This window comes from Ruminococcus albus AD2013, from assembly GCF_000526775.1.
Classification (GTDB): domain Bacteria; phylum Bacillota; class Clostridia; order Oscillospirales; family Ruminococcaceae; genus Hominimerdicola; species Hominimerdicola alba_A.
Genome location: NZ_JAGS01000001.1, coordinates 2,523,375 through 2,542,092, shown reverse-complemented (window position 1 = coordinate 2,542,092; position 18,718 = coordinate 2,523,375). Strand labels below are relative to the sequence as shown.

18 protein-coding genes are annotated in these 18,718 nt (G+C 47.4%); all 18 read left to right on the top strand.

Features of this window, described 5'->3' with window-relative positions; all coding sequences use genetic code 11:
* Positions 1-25 precede the first annotated feature (25 nt).
* The 18 genes from plsX (at position 26) to rsmI (ending at position 18,699) form a co-directional block, all read left to right on the top strand.
* Positions 26-1,030 (top strand): phosphate acyltransferase PlsX, encoded by a 1,005-nt coding sequence (gene plsX / locus N773_RS0111285; RefSeq protein WP_024857890.1) that lies wholly within the window; start codon positions 26-28, stop codon positions 1,028-1,030.
* Positions 1,030-1,728 carry a ribonuclease III gene (gene rnc, locus N773_RS0111280; protein WP_043537859.1) on the top strand — a complete coding sequence of 233 codons (699 nt, stop codon included), beginning with the start codon at positions 1,030-1,032 and terminating at the stop codon, positions 1,726-1,728. Before plsX ends, rnc begins: the two co-directional genes overlap by 1 nt.
* A gap of 414 nt (positions 1,729-2,142) precedes the next feature.
* The gene (locus N773_RS0111275) at positions 2,143-3,390 is read left to right on the top strand and encodes an elongator complex protein 3 (protein ID WP_024857888.1); all 1,248 of its coding nucleotides are present in this window, start codon (positions 2,143-2,145) and stop codon (positions 3,388-3,390) included.
* Positions 3,374-3,853 (top strand): hypothetical protein, encoded by a 480-nt coding sequence (locus N773_RS0111270; RefSeq protein ID WP_024857887.1) that lies wholly within the window; start codon positions 3,374-3,376, stop codon positions 3,851-3,853. The genes N773_RS0111275 and N773_RS0111270 overlap by 17 nt, the downstream gene beginning before the upstream one ends.
* 41 nt (positions 3,854-3,894) lie before the next feature.
* A complete protein-coding gene (gene smc / locus N773_RS0111265) occupies positions 3,895-7,470 on the top strand; it encodes a chromosome segregation protein SMC (protein ID WP_024857886.1) in 3,576 nt (1,191 codons plus the stop codon).
* Between the two features lie 9 nt (positions 7,471-7,479).
* Positions 7,480-7,929 (top strand): 8-oxo-dGTP diphosphatase, encoded by a 450-nt coding sequence (locus N773_RS0111260; RefSeq protein WP_024857885.1) that lies wholly within the window; start codon positions 7,480-7,482, stop codon positions 7,927-7,929.
* A gap of 39 nt (positions 7,930-7,968) precedes the next feature.
* On the top strand, positions 7,969-8,874 hold the full coding sequence (gene ftsY / locus N773_RS0111255; protein ID WP_024857884.1) for a signal recognition particle-docking protein FtsY: 906 nt from the start codon (positions 7,969-7,971) through the stop codon (positions 8,872-8,874).
* A 13-nt stretch (positions 8,875-8,887) separates the two neighbouring features.
* Entirely contained in the window at positions 8,888-9,340 is a 453-nt protein-coding gene (locus tag N773_RS0111250; protein WP_024857883.1) for a hypothetical protein, read from the top strand.
* 25 nt (positions 9,341-9,365) lie between these two features.
* A complete protein-coding gene (gene rdgB, locus N773_RS0111245; RefSeq protein ID WP_024857882.1) occupies positions 9,366-9,944 on the top strand; it encodes an RdgB/HAM1 family non-canonical purine NTP pyrophosphatase in 579 nt (192 codons plus the stop codon).
* Positions 9,945-9,980: 36 nt separating this feature from the next.
* Positions 9,981-10,277, top strand: coding sequence for a YhbY family RNA-binding protein (locus tag N773_RS0111240; protein ID WP_024857881.1), 297 nt, complete (start codon positions 9,981-9,983; stop codon positions 10,275-10,277).
* Complete coding sequence (gene nadD, locus N773_RS0111235; RefSeq protein WP_242840380.1) at positions 10,274-10,885, top strand: nicotinate (nicotinamide) nucleotide adenylyltransferase; 612 nt, start codon at positions 10,274-10,276, stop codon at positions 10,883-10,885. The genes N773_RS0111240 and nadD overlap by 4 nt, the downstream gene beginning before the upstream one ends.
* A 2-nt stretch (positions 10,886-10,887) precedes the next feature.
* Positions 10,888-11,469 carry a bis(5'-nucleosyl)-tetraphosphatase (symmetrical) YqeK gene (yqeK, locus tag N773_RS0111230; RefSeq protein ID WP_024857879.1) on the top strand — a complete coding sequence of 194 codons (582 nt, stop codon included), beginning with the start codon at positions 10,888-10,890 and terminating at the stop codon, positions 11,467-11,469.
* Between the two features lie 84 nt (positions 11,470-11,553).
* The gene (gene rsfS / locus N773_RS0111225) at positions 11,554-11,925 is read left to right on the top strand and encodes a ribosome silencing factor (RefSeq protein WP_024857878.1); all 372 of its coding nucleotides are present in this window, start codon (positions 11,554-11,556) and stop codon (positions 11,923-11,925) included.
* Positions 11,926-12,052: 127 nt separating this feature from the next.
* Positions 12,053-14,482, top strand: a complete 2,430-nt coding sequence (gene leuS, locus N773_RS0111220; protein ID WP_024857877.1) for a leucine--tRNA ligase — start codon at positions 12,053-12,055, stop codon at positions 14,480-14,482.
* A 175-nt stretch (positions 14,483-14,657) separates the two neighbouring features.
* Positions 14,658-16,019: a hypothetical protein gene (locus N773_RS0111215; RefSeq protein ID WP_024857876.1), complete on the top strand. Its 1,362-nt coding sequence runs from the start codon at positions 14,658-14,660 to the stop codon at positions 16,017-16,019.
* A 324-nt stretch (positions 16,020-16,343) separates the two neighbouring features.
* Positions 16,344-16,517: a 30S ribosomal protein S21 gene (gene rpsU, locus N773_RS0111210; protein ID WP_002847085.1), complete on the top strand. Its 174-nt coding sequence runs from the start codon at positions 16,344-16,346 to the stop codon at positions 16,515-16,517.
* A gap of 179 nt (positions 16,518-16,696) precedes the next feature.
* A complete protein-coding gene (locus N773_RS0111205; RefSeq protein WP_024857875.1) occupies positions 16,697-17,857 on the top strand; it encodes an amidohydrolase in 1,161 nt (386 codons plus the stop codon).
* Complete coding sequence (gene rsmI, locus N773_RS0111200) at positions 17,857-18,699, top strand: 16S rRNA (cytidine(1402)-2'-O)-methyltransferase (protein WP_196231636.1); 843 nt, start codon at positions 17,857-17,859, stop codon at positions 18,697-18,699. The genes N773_RS0111205 and rsmI overlap by 1 nt, the downstream gene beginning before the upstream one ends.
* Positions 18,700-18,718 lie beyond the last annotated feature (19 nt).

Below are 18,718 nucleotides of genomic sequence, written 5' to 3'. Positions count from 1 at the left end.
GTATCACAGACAGGGAGGTATAACAATGAACATAGTAATGGACGCATTCGGCGGTGACAACGCACCGCTGGAAGTCATCAAGGGCGCTGTTGACGCTCAGAGAGACTTCGGCGTTGATATAACACTGGTGGGCGATGAGAAGAAGATAAAGGACTGCGCTGCCAAAAACAGTATAGATATATCGGCACTGAAAATACGTCATGCCGATACCGTTATAGAGATATGTGAAGAGCCTACCGAGGTCATCAAGGGCAAAAAGGACTGCTCGATGGCTGTGGGTATGCAGATGCTGGCTGATGGAGAGGGCGATGCTTTCGTTTCAGCAGGTTCGACAGGTGCGCTGGTGGTCGGTGCAACATTCATCGTCAAGAGGATAAAGGGTATCAAGCGCCCCGCACTGGCAACTATACTGCCTACCGCAGGCAAGCCTACAATGCTTCTGGACAGCGGCGCAAATGCAGACTGCCGTCCCGAGATGCTGGTGCAGTTCGGCATAATGGGCACAGCTTATATGAACAAGATACTGGGCGTGGATAAGCCCAGAGTAGCACTGGCAAATATAGGCGCTGAGGAATCAAAGGGCAGAGAGCTGGAGCTGGAGACTTATAAACAGCTGAAAACAGCCCCTGTTAATTTCGTGGGCAATATCGAAGCAAGACAGCTCCCTCTGGGCGACTGTGATGTATGTGTTGCTGACGGCTTCTGCGGAAACCTCATGCTGAAACTCTACGAGGGCATGGGCAAGTTTTTCTCGGGCGAGCTGAAAAATATATTCAAGAGCAGCGCGAAGAGCAAGCTGGCTGCTGTTATGGTGATGAAAGATATCAACAATTTCAAGAAGAAAGTTGATTATTCCGAGTATGGCGGAGCACCCCTGCTGGGTACTGCAAAGCCCGTTATAAAAGCCCACGGCAGTTCGGACGCAAAGGCATTCTACAACGCAGTAAGGCAGGCGAAACAGTTTACCGAGACAGGCGTTATCGATATGATAACAGACGCTCTCGCGCAGATGAAGAAGGTGCAGGAATAATGGACGAGCAGAAGTGTCTGGAAGCTTTTCAGAAGAAGATAGGCTACCATTTTAAAAACGAGAAACTGCTGTATGAAGCACTGTCACATTCAAGCTTTGCCAACGAGAACAAGAAACAGCGCCACAGCAACGAGCGTCTTGAATTTCTGGGAGATTCGGTGCTTTCGATAGTAGTATCCGACCACATCTTCGAGCATTTCAAGCATCTGCCCGAGGGTGAGCTTACAAAGCTTAGAGCATCACTGGTATGCGAGAAAGCACTGTTTGAGTTTTCGCACAAGATAGAGCTTGGCAAGTACATATTCCTCGGCAAGGGAGAGGAGCTGACAGGCGGCAGAGAGCGTGCCTCAATAGTATCCGATGCGATGGAAGCTGTGATAGCAGCGATATATCTGGATGGCGGCATTGAAGCGGCAAGAAAGCACATAATGAACTTTCTGCCCAAGGATCTGAATCCTGCTCACACAGATACGTTCCACGACTACAAGACAGTATTGCAGGAGATAATCCAGCGCAATCCCGAGGAAAAAGTGGAGTATTATTTAAAGGGCGAGGAAGGTCCCGACCATGACAAGAGATTCACGGTACAGGTGAAGCTGAACAACAACGTGATAGGCGAGGGCGTAGGCAGGTCGAAGAAGAATGCCGAGCAGAATGCGGCTAAAGAAGCGTTGGCACTCATGGGAATAAAGGTATAATTCATAATTATTGGCAGGGCAACAACGTAGCTGTACTTTGGATAGAATGCCAAGGAGGAGAGCTTTGGGTCAAGCCTTTCGCGAAAGGCTTGCGGGATGTTTGCACAGTCAACTTTGTTGACTGTTGGCAGAGCCTCAATCACCAATGAACAAAACCAAAATGCATAGCGAACTATAAGAGCATAGCAAACTACTGACCAATAAAGGCGCGGGCGGTCACGAAAAATACCGCGTCTGCAAAAGCATGATATCCGCACAAACTACCTGCGTGAATGACCGCACGCGCCTGAAATCAACGGCGGCAGCGTCTTTGACGACTCGACCCGAGGACGCGGCCGACGCAGTCGCAGCTGAGGGGCGACCCTGTCCACCGCAGTCACTAAAATAATAATCCAACAGAAAAGAGGCGCACAAATGCACAGTAACATATCAATATTCGTCCCCCATGTGGGCTGTCCGCATAAGTGCGCATTCTGTGACCAGCGAACTATCACAGGCGAGCAGAAACTCCCCCACAAAGAGGACGTTGAACGCGCCTGTATGCAGGCGCTGGGTCAGGTGAAAGATATCAGCGATACCGAGATAGCATTCTTCGGGGGAAGCTTTACCGCTATACCCAGAGACTATATGCTGGAACTGCTGAGCGCGGCATATAAGTTCGTTGGCGATGGAAAGTTCAAAGGCATAAGACTTTCGACACGCCCCGACTATATCAATAGAGAAGTGCTGGATATCCTGAAAAAATACGGCGTTACTTCTATCGAACTGGGCGCACAGTCAATGTCCGATGAAGTGCTTGAAGCCAACGAGAGAGGTCATACCGCCGAGGACGTAAGACAGGCAAGCAAGCTTATCCGCGAGTACGGATTTGAACTTGGTCTGCAAATGATGGTGGGGCTTTACAAAAGCGGTCACCGGCAGGAGGACGAGACCTTTAACGAGATAATGGCTATCCACCCTGATACCGTCCGCATATACCCCGTGGTTATACTTAAACATACCCGTCTTGCGGAACTACTTGCAAGCGGTGAGTATAAGCCCTTGTCTTTCGATGAAGTTCTGTCGCTCTCAACAAGGGCGCTTGGGGCTTTCACGGAAGCGGGAATAAAAGTCATAAAGTGCGGTCTTCACGCAAGCGAGTTCGTTGAAAAGGACATGGTGGGAGGTTTCTACCACCCCGCTTTCAGGGAACTTTGCGAAAACAGGATATATCTAATAAAAATGGAGAGCGCTCTGCATGATGCAAACAGTCAAGGCGCTTCTTCAAAGGATATGCGTGTGACTTTCGCCGTGGGCAAGGGCTGCATAAGTAAGGCGGTCGGTCAGAAAAAGGCTAATATACAGGGCTTTGAAAAGCACGGTATAAAAGTGAAGATAACCGAGGATAAGGAGCTTGGGCTTTATGAGGTAAGGCTCATTGATGATGTGACTGCGGCGCATAAGTTCAGTATATACAACAGGAAACAGCTGGGCAAAAGCAAAAAATGCGGGTGCTTTTACTGCTGTGAGATATTCACACCCGATGAGATAACCAACTATCTGAACGAGAGCGAAGGGACGGCGCTATGTCCGCACTGCGGCATCGACAGCGTCATAGGCGATGCGAGCGGATATCCTATAACAAAGGAGTTTATGCAAAGTATGCATGAACGATGGTTCTGAATGCCGGAAGGGTGATACCATGATCATGAATGACAGAGAATTAGCAGAATTCAGGAAAGCACTGAAAAAGACAGAAGAACATCTTTCAAAGCTCGAAGGTGTCGAGGTGCTTGGCTTTGATGAACTCAACAGATACGATGCACGTGTGCTGAAAACAGCAGGGTTCTATGACGATGAAAAAGAACCCGATATAACAATAACTTACGATAACGAGGAAACTCTGGCGTTGAAGCTTATCGATGTTTTAAAGCTGGAAACAGGACAGGTGTGGTATCTGTGGCTTGAAAACCATATCGCAGGCATAAAGATACTTGATGCAAAATACGCCATGGAGAGTATGCTGAAAACAGATATAAACCTGAGTGTGATCCTCTCGACGGAAGATAAAAAGACACTCTACGGTATGAGTATAGATCCGTGGAGCGATGATAAATATCTTGTATTTGTATACGATATAAGATAGATCAACTAGGTAAAGAAAATTAGGAAAGGCGGTGAAAAATAATGTATCTGCGTGGTCTGGAATTGCAGGGATTCAAATCCTTCCCCGATAAGACAGTGCTGACCTTCGGCAAGGGCATAACTGCCGTGGTAGGTCCCAACGGTTCGGGAAAGAGCAATATCTCCGATGCCATGCGCTGGGTAATGGGCGAGCAGTCCTCAAAGGCGCTCCGCGGCGAGAAGATGGCAGGCGTTATTTTCCACGGCTGTGCCACAAGGAAAGAGTCGCCATTTGCACAGGTGACACTTACCATAGATAATGAGGACGGAGCCCTCGGCGTTGACAGCGAAATGGTGTCGGTGACGAGAAAGCTCTATAAAAACGGCGACAGCGAATATCTTATAAACGGCAGTCCTGTTCGTCTTAAAGACGTAAACGAACTGTTCATGGATACGGGTCTCGGAAAGGACGGCTATTCCATAGTCGGTCAGGGACGTATCGCGGATATCGTAAACGGCAAGGGCAGTGACAGGAGAGAGATCTTCGAGGAAGCTGCGGGCGTTGCGAAATTCCGCTATAAAAAGCAGGAGGCTGAGCGCAAGCTTATCGATGCGGAGGACAATATAGCCCGCCTTAACGATATCATAGCCGAACTTGAAGCGCGTATCGGACCTCTTGAAAAGCAGTGCGAAAAGGCTAAGAAGTTCAAGGTGCTGGACGATGAAAAAACAGCACTTGAAGTATCTGTCTGGGTGACAAAGCTGGAGCAGTACCGCGCAAAACTGGCAGAGAACGATGAGCGCATCGCTCTGCTGAAAGAGCAGTACGAAAGTCTCAGCGCCGAACTGGCAGAAGCCGAAGCACAGATAGAAAAAGACCTGCGAAGCAGTGCGGAAAGTGCGGCAAATGCCGACGATATATCCGAGCAGATACACGAAGCAGAGCTTTCCGCAAGGGGCGGCGAAGCTGATATAGCTGTATGCGAGAACGACATAGCTCATATTGAGGAAAATATTTCAAAGCTGAAGGAGCAGATAGAAAACTCCCGGGCGGATAAATACTTTCTTGAATCGGAGCTTAAACAGCGCAGGGAAGAACTGGAAACCCTTGGCAAAAAGCAGACGGAAGCCGCAGAAGCTGTCACTGAAAAGGAAAAGGAATTTGACAGACTGTTGAACGAGGCTGACGAATCTGATAAGGCAGTAAGCGAAGTAAATTCCGCAATAAGCGCGGCTTATCTGGAAAAATCAAGGCTGAGCTTCACGGCGGAGAGCCTTAAAAATACCATACAGGAAACCGCCGAAAGACTGGCAGAACTTGCAGAGGACAACGCAGAGAACGTCAAAAATAAGGAACTAGCCGACAAGGAACTGGCAAAGCTGAAAAAACAGCAGAGCGAAAAGCAGGACGCGAAGTCTGAAAAGGAAAACGTTTTGGGCGGCATGACAAAACTGCTTGAAAAGCGCCGTGAAAAACTGGATAGCGCAGTAAGCACTTTCGCACAGGCGGACAGCAAACTCACGGAGATAAACTCACGTCTGAACATACTCAAAGATCTTGAACGCTCTATGGAGGGTTTCGGCTATGCGGTAAAGCATATAATGAACGCTGTAAAGCAGGGTCGCATAAGCGGTGTCTGCGGAACGGTGGCACAGCTTGTGGGCGTTAAGAGCGAGTATTCCGTTGCAGTTGAAACCGCACTGGGCGGTGCATTACAGAATATAGTTGTTGAAAACGAGGATTCTGCAAAACGCGGCATACGCCTTTTGAAAGAAAGCAAGGCAGGCAGAGCGACATTCCTGCCCATAACCTCGGTGAGAGGGAACAGGCTTGAAAATGACAGGCTTTCAAATGAAGACGGTTTTGTGGCACTGGGCTGTGATATCGTCACATACGATAAAAATTACGAGGGCATAGTCCGCAGTCTGCTGGGCAGGATATGCATAGCAGAGGATATAGATTCGGCTTCACGTATAGCAAAGGCTTACGGCTACAAGTTCAAGATAGTCACTCTTGACGGTCAGGTGGTAAATGCCGGCGGTTCGTATACGGGCGGAAGCACCTCGAAAAGCACGGGCATACTCACTCGAAAGAACGAGATAAACGACCTTGAAGCCAAGCGCGGCAAACTTGAAGCAGAGCGTTCTTCCGCGGCTGAGGAAAAGGAAAAGCTCACAAACGAAGTCGGCAAAATGGCGGCAGATATCGAGGGCGTAAAGGAAAAGCTCACCGAACTTAACGGTGATTGCATACGCCTTGAAGCTGAGATAAAGCGGGTAAGCGGTCTGGCTGAAAGCTATGAAAAGATACTTTCCGACAGCGGCGAGGAGGAGAAGAAACTCCGCGAAAAGGGTGAACAGGCTGATAAGGAGCTTGACAAGACCCTGAAAGACACTGCCGAGGTGGATAAGAAGATACTCGAAAAGGAAGCAGAGCTGGCAGGTTCGCAGGAGGAGCAGGAAAAGCTTAAATCCCGCAGGAATGAGATAAGCGGAGAACTTTCCGAACTGCGTGTAAAGGGCGCGGAGCTTGCAAAGGATATTGAAGCTTGCAAGGAGTCGATAGCAAGCCTTGAAAAGACCATCACCGACCGCGACAGCGACGGCGGCAAGCTGGCTATTGAGATAGAGAGCGAAAAGGAAAAGATAAAGGGCAAGAATGCCGATATCGAAGTTATAAAGCAGAAGATAAAGGATAGCGAAGCCCTTGCGGTAAAGCTGAAAGACGATATGGAGGAAGCCCGCAGAAAACAGCGGGAGTATTCCGACAGTGCCGAAAAGCTGAGAGCATCACAGAAGAACAAGCTTGAGGAAAAGGAAACTCTTGCGGCACAGTTAAGCCGCGGTGAGGAACGTAAAACCGCCCTTACAGCGGATTTCGACAAGCTGGTGAACAAGCTGTGGGACGAGTATGAACTGACCAGAAGCACAGCCGCAGAAAAGGCACAGCCCGTTGAGGATATGACCGAAGCGGAGAAACATCTGGCAGAGCTTAAAAACAAGATACGCGCACTGGGAAGTGTCAATCTCGGGGCGATAGAGGAGTATGCAGAAGTCCGTGAGAGATACGATTTCCTCTCGGCACAGCTGAATGATGTGAACGTTTCAAAGGAAGAACTCTGCAAGATGATAGAAGAACTCACCGAGAAGATGAAGTCGGTATTCATGCAGAGCTTTGAAACGATAAACAATAATTTCAGCGGTATATTCAAGGAGCTTTTCGGCGGCGGAAACGGCGAGCTGATACTCACAGACCCCGAAAATGTGCTTGAATGCGGAATCGAGATAAGCGTACAGCCTCCCGGAAAAGTTATCACGAGCCTTATGTCTCTGTCGGGCGGAGAACAGTCGCTGGCGGCGGTGGCAATATACTTTGCCATACTTAAATATTCTCCCGCACCGTTCTGTCTGCTGGATGAGATAGAGGCGGCACTTGATGATGTCAACGTTACGAGGTACGCCCAGTATCTCCACAGGCTGACGGATAAGACGCAGTTCATAACAATTACCCACAGACGCGGCACCATGGAAGAAGCCGATGTTCTATACGGCGTTACCATGCAGGAGAAAGGTATATCAAAACTGCTGAAAATGAACGCGGGTCAGACTTCTATCCTGGGCAGCGGAGATGTTGAATAGGCGGTACATATGAGAAGAACCGAGAACGCGGAGTTCACTGTGCTGTGCCTTATCGAGGACGGCAGCAGGGTACTTTTGCAGGACAGGGTAAAAGCTGACTGGAAAGGCTACACTCTCCCCGGGGGACACGTTGAAAATGGCGAGTCCTTTGTGGATGCGGTGATACGCGAAATGAAAGAAGAAACAGGGCTCGATATATATGAGCCGAAACTTGTGGGAGTAAAGCAGTTCCCGATAGAGGGCGGACGCTATATCGTCATGCTGTACAAGGCGACAAAGTTCTCGGGTGAGGTGGTATCCTCCGATGAGGGCAGAATGGAATGGGTCGAGTACAGCAGACTTTCCGAGATAAACACCGTCGATGATTTTGAAGAACTTCTGGAAGTTATGAATTCGGATAATCTTTCAGAGTTCAGATATATCATTGAGGACGGCGAATGGAAGGCGATCATAGGCTGACCAAGTCAAATAAATAATTACCGAAAGGGGTTTGTAATAATGGGATTTTTTGAAAAACTGAAAAACGGTCTGAGAAAGACAAAGGAATCGATGATGGGCAGGATAGAAAGACTGCTCCATGCATTTACAAAGATAGACGAAGATCTGTTTGAAGAACTGGAAGAAACACTTATCCTCTCCGATATAGGTGTCAATACCTCGATGAAGATATGCGACAGAGTGCGCGATTACGTTAAGCAGAAGGGTATCACCGACCCTACACAGATAAAGGATATACTGAAAGACGTTATCGCTGAGATGCTGGGCGAGGAACAGCCTCTGGATATGTCAACCGTACCATCTGTTATACTGGTCATCGGCGTTAATGGCGTAGGCAAGACCACAACCATAGGCAAGCTGGCAAATCAGCTGAAAAACGAGGGTAAGCACGTTATCGTGGCAGCAGCCGATACTTTCCGTGCCGCAGCTATAGATCAGCTGGAAGTATGGACAGATCGTGCAGGCGTTGAGCTTATCAAGCACAAGGAGGGCTCTGACCCTGCGGCAGTAGTATTCGATGCACTGACAGCTGCCAAGGCAAGAAATGCCGATGTAGTTATCTGCGATACCGCAGGACGTCTCCACAACAAGAAGAACCTTATGAAGGAGCTGGAAAAGATATCCAGGATAGTGCATCAGCAGGCTGAGGGCTGTGCTCTGGAAGTTCTTCTGGCACTGGATGCTACCACAGGACAGAACGCAGTAAATCAGGCACAGCAGTTCAATGAGGCTGCCGATATCACAGGTATAATCCTTACAAAGCTTGATGGCACTGCAAAGGGCGGTATCGTAATTACCATATGCGATGACCTGAAGATACCTGTAAAACTTGTTACCGTAGGCGAAAAGATAGACGATATCCAGCCGTTTATAGCAAAGGATTTTGTCGATGCGCTGTTTGAATAACAGGAGCATTTGAATGATACTGATAGACTTCGGAGTGATCTGCCGTGAACAGAAAAGGCGCGAGATACCGAAGAACTTACCGAAAGTAAGATTTGAGAGCCATATCAGGAAAGAAACTTCTGATGCCATGTATGATGAGTACTATCACTTTGAAGCTGCCGATAAGCTGACAGGTGTATGGTATCTTGCATGGCTGACAGATGATATATTCCTTGAACAGAGTTTCTTTGATATTGCGGATAAAGGCAGTCCGTGGATATATGTCGTTCCCGAATGGGAGAAAACTGTAAAAGAGATACTTGCGTTTTATCTCAAGGCATCACCAATACACAAAATAGCGGTACTGCCGAGGATCCAGGACAGATCTGAAAATGTGACCCATGAAGAATGTACCCTTGATGAGTTCATGGATAAACTCAGATCGGGAGATATCAGGTGGAACGAGCTTTATAATATCGTCGGATAACAGAAATAAGAGCGGAAGTGAAATAATGAAACTTGTAATAGCAAGCAACAATAAGGGCAAAATAAGAGAATATAAGCAGATACTGGAAAAGCACGGATATGAAGTCATGAGTCAGTCCGAAGCGGGGCTTGACCTTGAAGTCGAGGAAACAGGCACTACTTTTGCGGAGAACTCCGCACTGAAAGCGAGAGCGGCATACAAGGCACTTGGCTGTGCTGTACTGGCAGACGACAGCGGTCTTTCCGTTGATGCCCTGAACGGCGAGCCGGGAGTATACTCGGCGAGGTACGGCGGCATCGATAACGACATGGAGAGAAGCCTTTATCTTCTTAAAAAGATGGAAGATGTACCCGATGACAAAAGGGGAGCCCACTTTGTATGCACCATACATTTTATTGATACCGACGGCAGTGAGATATGCGTAGAGGGCAGGGTATACGGCACCATAAACCGTGCGCCCGTAGGTGAGAACGGCTTCGGCTATGACCCTATATTCATGTACGAGGGCAGAAGCTTCGCCCAGATACCCGCTGAGGAAAAGAATGCCGTATCTCACAGGGCAAACGCACTTAAACAGCTTGAAGAAAAGCTGGCGGCAAGATAATACCGTCAGAATTTTATAAAACCGAAAGGACAGAATATGATAACAACTAAGCAGAGAGCAGAACTTAAAAGTATAGCTATGAAAATGAAGCCGTCTTTCCAGATAGGCAAGGGCGGACTTAACGATGCGCAGACCGCGCAGATAGACGACTATCTCAGGGTACACGAGATAATAAAGGTAAAGGTGCTGGATAACTCGCTGTACACCGCAAGGGAAGCAGCTGAGGAACTGGCAGAAAAGATAAATGCCGAGGTAGTACAGGTGATAGGTTCAAATCTGGTGCTGTATAAGCGCAACGAGGAAGAACCTGTTATCAAATTCAAGAGCAAATGATGAACATAGGCGTATACGGCGGCACTTTCGACCCCATACACAAGGGTCATGCAAGGCTGCTGGAGCTTGCAAAAACTCTTGGGGGACTTGACAAGGTGATAGTCATGCCTGACAGGATACCGCCACATAAAGTCAGGGAGAATATGGCTTCTCCTGAGGACAGGATTGAAATGTGCAGGCTTACTTTCGCAGGGCATGATGATATCGAAGTCAGCGACTGGGAGATAAGGCAGGAGGGCAAAAGCTACTCCGTGCTGACACTGCGCCATTTCAAAAAATTGTATCCCGAGGACAGACTGTGGTTCATAATGGGCAGCGATATGCTGACTACCTTTACACAGTGGTACTGCTACGAAGAGATACTCACACTGGCAGGGCTCATATGTCTGACCAGATACAGCGGCGACGATGCCGAACTTGAAAAGGCAGCGGAAGAACTCCGTGCTAAAGGCGGAGATATAAAGATACTTCCCGCCGATGCTTTTGAGGTATCAAGTTCACAGTTGAGAAAGCTTATCGCGCAGGGCGAAGACTGTGAGGGGTATCTTGACAGCAGGGTGAGAAAGTATATAAACAGCAAAGGTCTTTACAGAAAGCGTGAGGGGTAAAATTGAAAGAATCCAAACAGATAGGGATATACAAAAAATATCTCAGGGAGCATTTATCAAAGAAGAGATATACACATTCGCTGAATGTGGCATTTTCCGCAGTTGAACTTGCCAAAAAGTACGGCGGAGACAGCGATAAGGCGTATACAGCAGGACTTCTCCATGATATAGCCAAGGAGCTTCCCGCTGAAGAACAGCTTGAACTTGTGATGGCTTCCAAACTCGATGTAAGCGAGATAGAAACGAAAGCGCCCCCGCTTTTTCACGCAATAGCAGGAGCAGAACTGATACAGACACTTTTCGATATCCGCGATGATGAGATAATAACGGCTATACGCAGGCATACCGTTGCGGCGGGCGGCATGAGCAAGCTTGATGTTATAATATATCTTGCAGACCTCATATCCGCTGACAGGGATTACAAGGACGTGAACCGTATGCGCAAGCTGGCAGACAAAAGCCTCGAACGTGCCATGTGCGAAGCCCTCAGATTTTCCATATCGGATTCCGTCAGCAAAGGCAACACTATCCCCGCAGCAACGCTGGACGCTTACAACGAGTACATAAAGTATATGAAAAAGTAGGTATATACCATAAGTCGATTGACAAAGATAAACAGGCATGATATAATAAATCGAAGTTTTATCAACTGATACAGGAGGAATAACATGGCAGAGTTAACTACCGAGCAGAAGCTGGAAATAATAGTAAAGGCGCTGGATTCAAAGCGCGGAGAAGATATACAGGCAATAGGCATAGGCGATCTTACGATACTGGCTGACTACTTCATCATAGCAAACGGCGGTTCCACCGTGCAGACAAAGGCTATGGCTGAAGAAGTTGAGTTCAAACTCTCTCAGGAGGGTATTGAACCTCATCATACCGAGGGCTACGGTCCCAACAACTGGATAGTGCTGGATTACCGCGATATCGTGGTACACGTATTCAACAAGGAAACAAGAGACCAGTACAAGCTGGAAAGGCTCTGGACTGACGGCAAAGAGGTCGATATCTCAAAGTTCGTGACCAAAGAGGCATGACTCCGGAGCGGGGTATACGTGATGTATATCCGCGGCGGCTTTACATTTGAAAAAAAATATGCTATAATAGAACGTGATATTTTTGCTTTGGAAAAGCATAAACTATATACAAGGAAGATGAAACAATATGAGCAATTACGATTTCAGTGCCATTGAGAAAAAATGGCAGAAGTACTGGGAAGAGCATGAAACTTTCAAGACTGATGTATGGGATTTCAGCAAGCCAAAGTTCTATGCGCTGGATATGTTCCCTTATCCGTCGGGCGTGGGTCTGCACGCAGGTCACCCCGAAGGTTATACCGCTACTGATATAGTATCCCGTATGAAGCGTATGCAGGGCTATAATGTACTGCACCCCATGGGCTATGACTCCTTTGGTCTGCCCGCAGAGCAGTATGCAGTAAATACAGGCAACCACCCCAACGGCTTCACTCAGGAGAATATCAAGACTTTCTCCAAGCAGCTGAAAGAACTGGGCTTTGACTATGACTGGTCAAAGATGATTGCAACCTCCGACCCCGCTTTCTACAAGTGGACACAGTGGATATTCAAGCAGCTGTATCTGGACGGCTATGCTAAGTATATAGATATGCCTGTAAACTGGTGCGAGGAGCTTGGTACAGTTCTTTCCAACGATGAAGTCATCGACGGCAAGTCCGAGCGCGGCGGTTTCCCTGTTGTAAGAAAGAATATGAAGCAGTGGGTCATCGACCAGCCTGCTTTCGCTGAAAAACTGCTGGAGGGTCTGGACGAGATAGACTGGCCCGAATCAACAAAGAGTATGCAGCGCAACTGGATAGGCAAGTCCACAGGTGTTGAGGTAGAGTTCGATATCGTTGGTGGAGGAAAGTTCTCCATATTCACCACTTGTATCGAGACCATCTACGGTATCACATTCATGGTTCTTGCTCCCGATGGTGAGATAACCGAGAGACTTCTTGACAGAGTTCAGAACCGCGATGAAGTCCAGGCTTATATCGACGAGACAAAGAAGAAAAATGATATGGACCGTACCGAGCTCAACAAGACAAAGTCAGGCTGCGAGCTGAAGGGCGTTACTTGTATAAACCCTGTAAACGGCAAGGAAGTTCGTATGTTCATCGGCGATTTCGTACTTGCAAGCTACGGCACGGGTGCAGTAATGGCAGTACCCAGCCACGATCAGCGTGACTTTGAATATGCTGTTGCTCACAATATAGATATGATACAGGTAATAGACGGCAAGGACGGTCATATCGACGTTACAGGTGCCGCTATGGAAAAGGGCGAGTACCTTGGCAAGGGTTACAAGCTGATAAATTCGGAGGAGTTCACAGGTCTGACCGTTGAAGAAGCTAAGGAAGCCATTACCGTTAAGCTGGAAAAGATGGGCAGAGCAAAGCGCACTGTAAACTATCATTTCCGTGAGTGGATATTTGCACGTCAGAGATACTGGGGCGAGCCCGTACCTGTGGTACATACAGAGAACGGCATACATGTACTGGATGATGAAGAACTGCCTCTGGTACTGCCCGAGCTGGACGACTACAAGGGCAAGAACGGCAAAGCTCCTCTTGAAAATGCAACCGAGTGGAAGCAGTACGACCACAACGGCATAAAGGGCGTAAGAGAAACATCTACCATGCCAGGAAGCGCAGGTTCAAGCTGGTACTTCCTGAGATATATCGACCCCAACAACGATAAGCAGTTTGCAGACCCCGAGCTTCTGAAGCACTGGATGCCTGTTGACCTCTACATCGGCGGACCCGAGCATACCGTAGGTCACCTGATATACTCCCGTATCTGGAACAGATACCTCTACGACAAGGGTCTTGCACCTACCAAGGAGCCCTTCAAGAAGCTGGTACATCAGGGTATGATACTGGGTTCAAACGGCATCAAGATGGGTAAGCGTTTCCCTGAGTTCGTTGTAAATCCCTCGGATATCATCAGAGATTTCGGTGCTGATACCCTCAGACTTTACGAGATGTTCATGGGACCTCTGGAAGTTTCCAAGCCCTGGAGCCAGAGCGGTGTTGAGGGTGCAAAGAAGTTCCTCAACCGTGTATGGAATTTCTTCACCGAGGATAAGAACCTCACCGACGATAACGACGGCGCACTCACAAAGGTATACCACCAGACTGTTAAGAAAGTCACCGACGATTTCGAGACACTGGCATTCAACACAGCCATCGCACAGATGATGATATTCGTCAATGCGGTATACAAGAACGGCACCTGCCCCAGAGAGTATGCTGAGGGTCTTATCAAGATGCTGTCCTGCATCTCGCCTCATATCGGTGAAGAGATATGGAGCATAATGGGTCATGATGATACCATCGCTTTTGAGAAGTGGCCTACCTACGACGAAGCACAGCTGGTAGAGGATACCGTTGAGATAGTCGTACAGGTAAACGGCAAGATCAAGACAAAGCTGAACATTGCCAAGGACGAGGAAAAGGATAGCGTTCTCGCAAAGGCTAAGGCTGATGAAAATGTAGCCAAGGTCATCGAGGGCAAGAACGTTGTCAAGGAGATCGTTGTACCCAACAAACTGGTAAATATCGTAGTTAAATAAGTTCATTACAGGCAGATGCTTCGGTTGAGGTATCTGCCTGATGTTGTATTTGCAAATGATAAATAATTAACAAATTTTGAATATTAAATCTATATTAATATATTATATAACAAGGGTTCATAATATACCTGTATAATGAGAACTGTTTATAAAAATTTTCGCAGGAGGTAGTGAAATGAAAGCAAAGATAGCAAAGATAGCAGCGCTCCTGATGGCGGCATCTGTGTGCATATCGCTGGCAGGCTGCGGTGACAGCAAAACCGAGGACAAAACTGAAAAAGATCAGGTAAATGAAGCATTGAGCGAACTCGATGAACAGGAAAAGGAAGAGCTTAACGAGATCAAGGATGAGATAAATGCTGAGATAACCGATGCTGAGAATACTTCGTCCGAAGCTGAAGCACCTGCTGAGGATCTTGGTCTGAAAGATCCAAAGTATTATACCTACTATGAAGATCTTGCTAAGGCATATGCCGAGTCGGATATAAATAACTATGCAGGGGATTACTTCTATACAGCAAGTGTTTCATCGCCTGTTTATGCAAACGATAAGGTATATATCGACTCCACAAAAAATGGCACTAAGCTTTTCTGCTATGATATAGCAAGCGGATCTCTTGAAACATTATTGGATTTTGAGAAAGCTGAGGGCAAATACGATTATGACAGCTGGTTCGTAAAGGGCGATGATCTGTATCTGATGTACAGCGAGACCGTGTACGGCGATGAACACATAGAAAAGGTCGGCAAGGACGGCAAGGTCACTGACTATGATATAACCGAAGGTTTTGATGTAGGTAAGATCGAATATGTATTTGATAACGGCAAAATACTTGTAGATGTAAACAGCGAGAGAAACTTTGAGGTATACGATCCCGCTGACGGTACTATCACTCAGCTTGATCCTATCGCTATTCCCTCCGATCATTCAGGTGTTACAGAGGACGCTGAAGACCCCCTGTTCCTGTTCGCAAAGGGTAACAGCTTCTACTTCGGCAACAAGAAATCCTCTCTCATGGGCGGACCCTATATAGACAAAGAGACCATATATGAATACAACACCGATACAGACGAAGTTACTGTGTTCTACAATGATGCGGTACTCAGCAAAGAAGATCCTCAGGTCAAGATGTTCGGCGATTACATGATGATCGACTACAAGGAAAGTCTTGCAAGAAAACTCACCGTTGTAAAGATCAGCGACGGCACCAAGATAGTTGATGATGTACGTGTCTTCTCGCCTTACCTTGGCGGTGACGGCAGCTACTACAGACCTTTCGATAATACTAAATGGTTTAAGCTGAAGTATCCCGACAGCACTTATACCGGAACGATAGAAGAGGATGATACTCTTATCGAAGCAGCTGAAGAGTTCGCAGAAGAACCCGCAGAGGTCACAGAAGCAACTATTGTTCAGATTACAGATAAGTACTACGTTATCTATGATGACGCAGGATATTTCCTCCGCACCTACGAAAAAGGCAGCGCTGATGAACAGCTTATAATAACCACAAAGCAGGTAAACGGCGAAGAATAAAAATAATGTCACAATGATGTGTACCAATACCCGCAGGAAAATATGTTCTGCGGGTATTGTATTTTATTGTCAAAATAACCAAATTATGAACGAAAATATTTTCAGATAAATTTTAAATTTTTCTTCAATGCTATTGACTTTTCAGGCAAAATATAGTATAATTTATCTTGTAATTATTTCGGCTGCAAGGTTCTCGCATATCTTAGACAGAGAAAGCGTAAAGCGTTTAAGTTTGCACTAGCAGACCTTCACTATCACCCTTGCGGTGTGCGGGAGCGGTCGGAGGATTACCTCTGTCATAGGTGGCAAAGGGAGGGAAACATTTTGGCAGAAATTCGTGTTGGCAAGAACGAAACTCTGGATACCGCTCTTAAGCGTTTTAAGAGATCATGCGCAAGAGACGGCGTTATCGCTGAGGTCCGTAAGAGAGAACACTACGAAAAGCCTTCGGTAAAGCGTAAGAAGAAGTCCGAAGCTGCTCGTAAGCGCAAGTATTGATATGACATCGGGAAGCGGATACATTATGTGTCCGCTTTTTTGCTGTTCAAAAACAGACTGGGCTTTAGCTGTTATATACACGAAGGTCTGCCCCCGAGCCTGATACAGGGTCGGGGGGCTTGAAATATGTAAATTTGTATGATATAATATATTTAACCAATTACGTCGGAGGAAAAAATATGCGCATAAAAAATGTCAGGATATATACGATGGACGATAATGACCGCGTGATAGATAAGGGCTTTGTTACTGTTGAAAACGGCATCATCACAGCGGTTGAGGAGGGAAGTCCCTCGGAGTGCAGTGAGAATGATATCGACGGCAGAGGTATGACCCTTTACCCGGGGTTCATCGACGCACATACCCATATGGGTCTGACTTCGGCGGGTGTTGGCATCGAGGGTGAAGACCTTAATGAGGAATTCGACCCCTGCACACCTCAGCTGCGCATAATCGACGGCATAAACCCAATAGACCACAGCTTTGAGATGGCAAGACAGGCGGGCATCACCTGTGTGATAGTATCTCCAGGTTCGACAAATCCCATAGCGGGCAGTATAGCTGCTGTAAAAACAGCAGGCAAGCGCATAGATAAAATGGTCGTGAAGACCGTTGGCATGAAGTTCGCACTGGGCGAAAACCCCAAGCTTACTTATATGGATCACGAACAATCACCTGCAACGAGAATGGCTGTGGCAAGCATTATCAGGGATAATCTCTGCAAAGCACAGAGATATATGCGGGATATCGAGCAGGCTGAAACAGAAAGCGACCTGCCCGATTACGACAGCTCTATGGAAGCGCTCCTTCCTCTGCTGAGGCGTGAGATAAAGGCGCATTTCCATTGTCACCGTGCAGATGATATATTCACCGCAGTGAGGATAGCCAATGAGTTCGACCTGGACTATACCCTTATACACTGCACCTCGGGTCATCTGATAGCCGATGAATTGGCAGACGAAAACGTAAGCTGTGTTGTAGGGCCTGTGATATGCGACAGATGCAAACCCGAAATGGCAGAACTATCTCCCGCAAATGCCGCTGTGCTGAAAGCTAACGGTCTGGAAGTCGCAGTATGCACTGATCATTCGGAAGTGCCGATAGAGTATCTGCCAATATCCGTGGGGATATGTATAAAGCACGGATTGAGTTTCTATGATGGAGTAAAGGCAGTCACCTGCACTCCTGCCAAGATAGCTGATATCTTTGATAGGGTCGGTTCAATTGAAGTAGGCAAGGATGCAGATATGGTGCTTTTTGAAGGTAATCCCTTCGAGGTAATGAGCAGTCCCGCCCTTGTGATGATAGGCGGAAAAACAGTGGGGAGGGATAATGTCTGATGGGTAAATTGTATGTTGTGGGAACGCCCATAGGCAATCTTGGAGATATGACTTTCCGTGCAGTTGAGACCCTTAAAAACGTGGATTTCATCTGCGCTGAGGATACCCGTGTAACACTTAAACTGTTAAATCATTTTGAGATAAAAAAACAGCTGATATGCTATCAGGAGCATAATGCAGCCAAAGCAGGCGAGCAGATACTCGCGAGACTGACAGGCGGTGAAGATGCCGCTATCGTTACCGATGCAGGTATGCCATGTATTTCCGACCCAGGGGAGAAGCTTGTAAAACTCTGCGCCGAGAACGGTATAAAGGTAGAGGTAGTCCCCGGACCGTCAGCGGTGATCTCCGCACTGGCAATAAGCGGTCTGAATACATCAAGGTTCAGGTTCGAGGGATTTCTCTCGGTAAACAAGCGCCAGAGGTATGACCACCTTGCACAGGTGCGGGATGTCGAAGAGACCCTGATATTCTATGAAGCACCTCACAAGCTTCACAAGACCCTGAGAGATATGCTGGATTATTTCGGAGACAGACGTATATCCCTGTGCCGAGAGCTTACAAAGCTCCATGAGGAAGTGATACGCACAACACTTTCGCAGGCGCTGGAGCTGTATCCCGACAATAAGACAGCAAAGGGCGAGTTCGTGCTTGTTATCGAGGGTGCGGCTCCCGATGAAGCAGATGACGCTGATACGATAGAAAAGGCATATGAGCAGGTCAAGGCTCTTGTGGAAAAAGGCGTGCGCGGCACAGATGCCTGCCGCGAGATAGCAAAGTCAACAGGATTCTCGAAGGGCGAACTTTACGCTATGCTGGTCGAGGACAATTCCCGCGGCTAAGAACCGTATCTGTACAAGC

Coding starts and splice junctions, on each gene's coding strand:
- plsX (WP_024857890.1), top strand. CDS start 26: ATGAACATAGTAATGGACGCATTCGGCGGTGACAACGCACCGCTGGAA.
- rnc (WP_043537859.1), top strand. CDS start 1,030: ATGGACGAGCAGAAGTGTCTGGAAGCTTTTCAGAAGAAGATAGGCTAC.
- N773_RS0111275 (WP_024857888.1), top strand. CDS start 2,143: ATGCACAGTAACATATCAATATTCGTCCCCCATGTGGGCTGTCCGCAT.
- N773_RS0111270 (WP_024857887.1), top strand. CDS start 3,374: ATGAACGATGGTTCTGAATGCCGGAAGGGTGATACCATGATCATGAAT.
- smc (WP_024857886.1), top strand. CDS start 3,895: ATGTATCTGCGTGGTCTGGAATTGCAGGGATTCAAATCCTTCCCCGAT.
- N773_RS0111260 (WP_024857885.1), top strand. CDS start 7,480: ATGAGAAGAACCGAGAACGCGGAGTTCACTGTGCTGTGCCTTATCGAG.
- ftsY (WP_024857884.1), top strand. CDS start 7,969: ATGGGATTTTTTGAAAAACTGAAAAACGGTCTGAGAAAGACAAAGGAA.
- N773_RS0111250 (WP_024857883.1), top strand. CDS start 8,888: ATGATACTGATAGACTTCGGAGTGATCTGCCGTGAACAGAAAAGGCGC.
- rdgB (WP_024857882.1), top strand. CDS start 9,366: ATGAAACTTGTAATAGCAAGCAACAATAAGGGCAAAATAAGAGAATAT.
- N773_RS0111240 (WP_024857881.1), top strand. CDS start 9,981: ATGATAACAACTAAGCAGAGAGCAGAACTTAAAAGTATAGCTATGAAA.
- nadD (WP_242840380.1), top strand. CDS start 10,274: ATGATGAACATAGGCGTATACGGCGGCACTTTCGACCCCATACACAAG.
- rsfS (WP_024857878.1), top strand. CDS start 11,554: ATGGCAGAGTTAACTACCGAGCAGAAGCTGGAAATAATAGTAAAGGCG.
- leuS (WP_024857877.1), top strand. CDS start 12,053: ATGAGCAATTACGATTTCAGTGCCATTGAGAAAAAATGGCAGAAGTAC.
- N773_RS0111215 (WP_024857876.1), top strand. CDS start 14,658: ATGAAAGCAAAGATAGCAAAGATAGCAGCGCTCCTGATGGCGGCATCT.
- N773_RS0111205 (WP_024857875.1), top strand. CDS start 16,697: ATGCGCATAAAAAATGTCAGGATATATACGATGGACGATAATGACCGC.
- rsmI (WP_196231636.1), top strand. CDS start 17,857: ATGGGTAAATTGTATGTTGTGGGAACGCCCATAGGCAATCTTGGAGAT.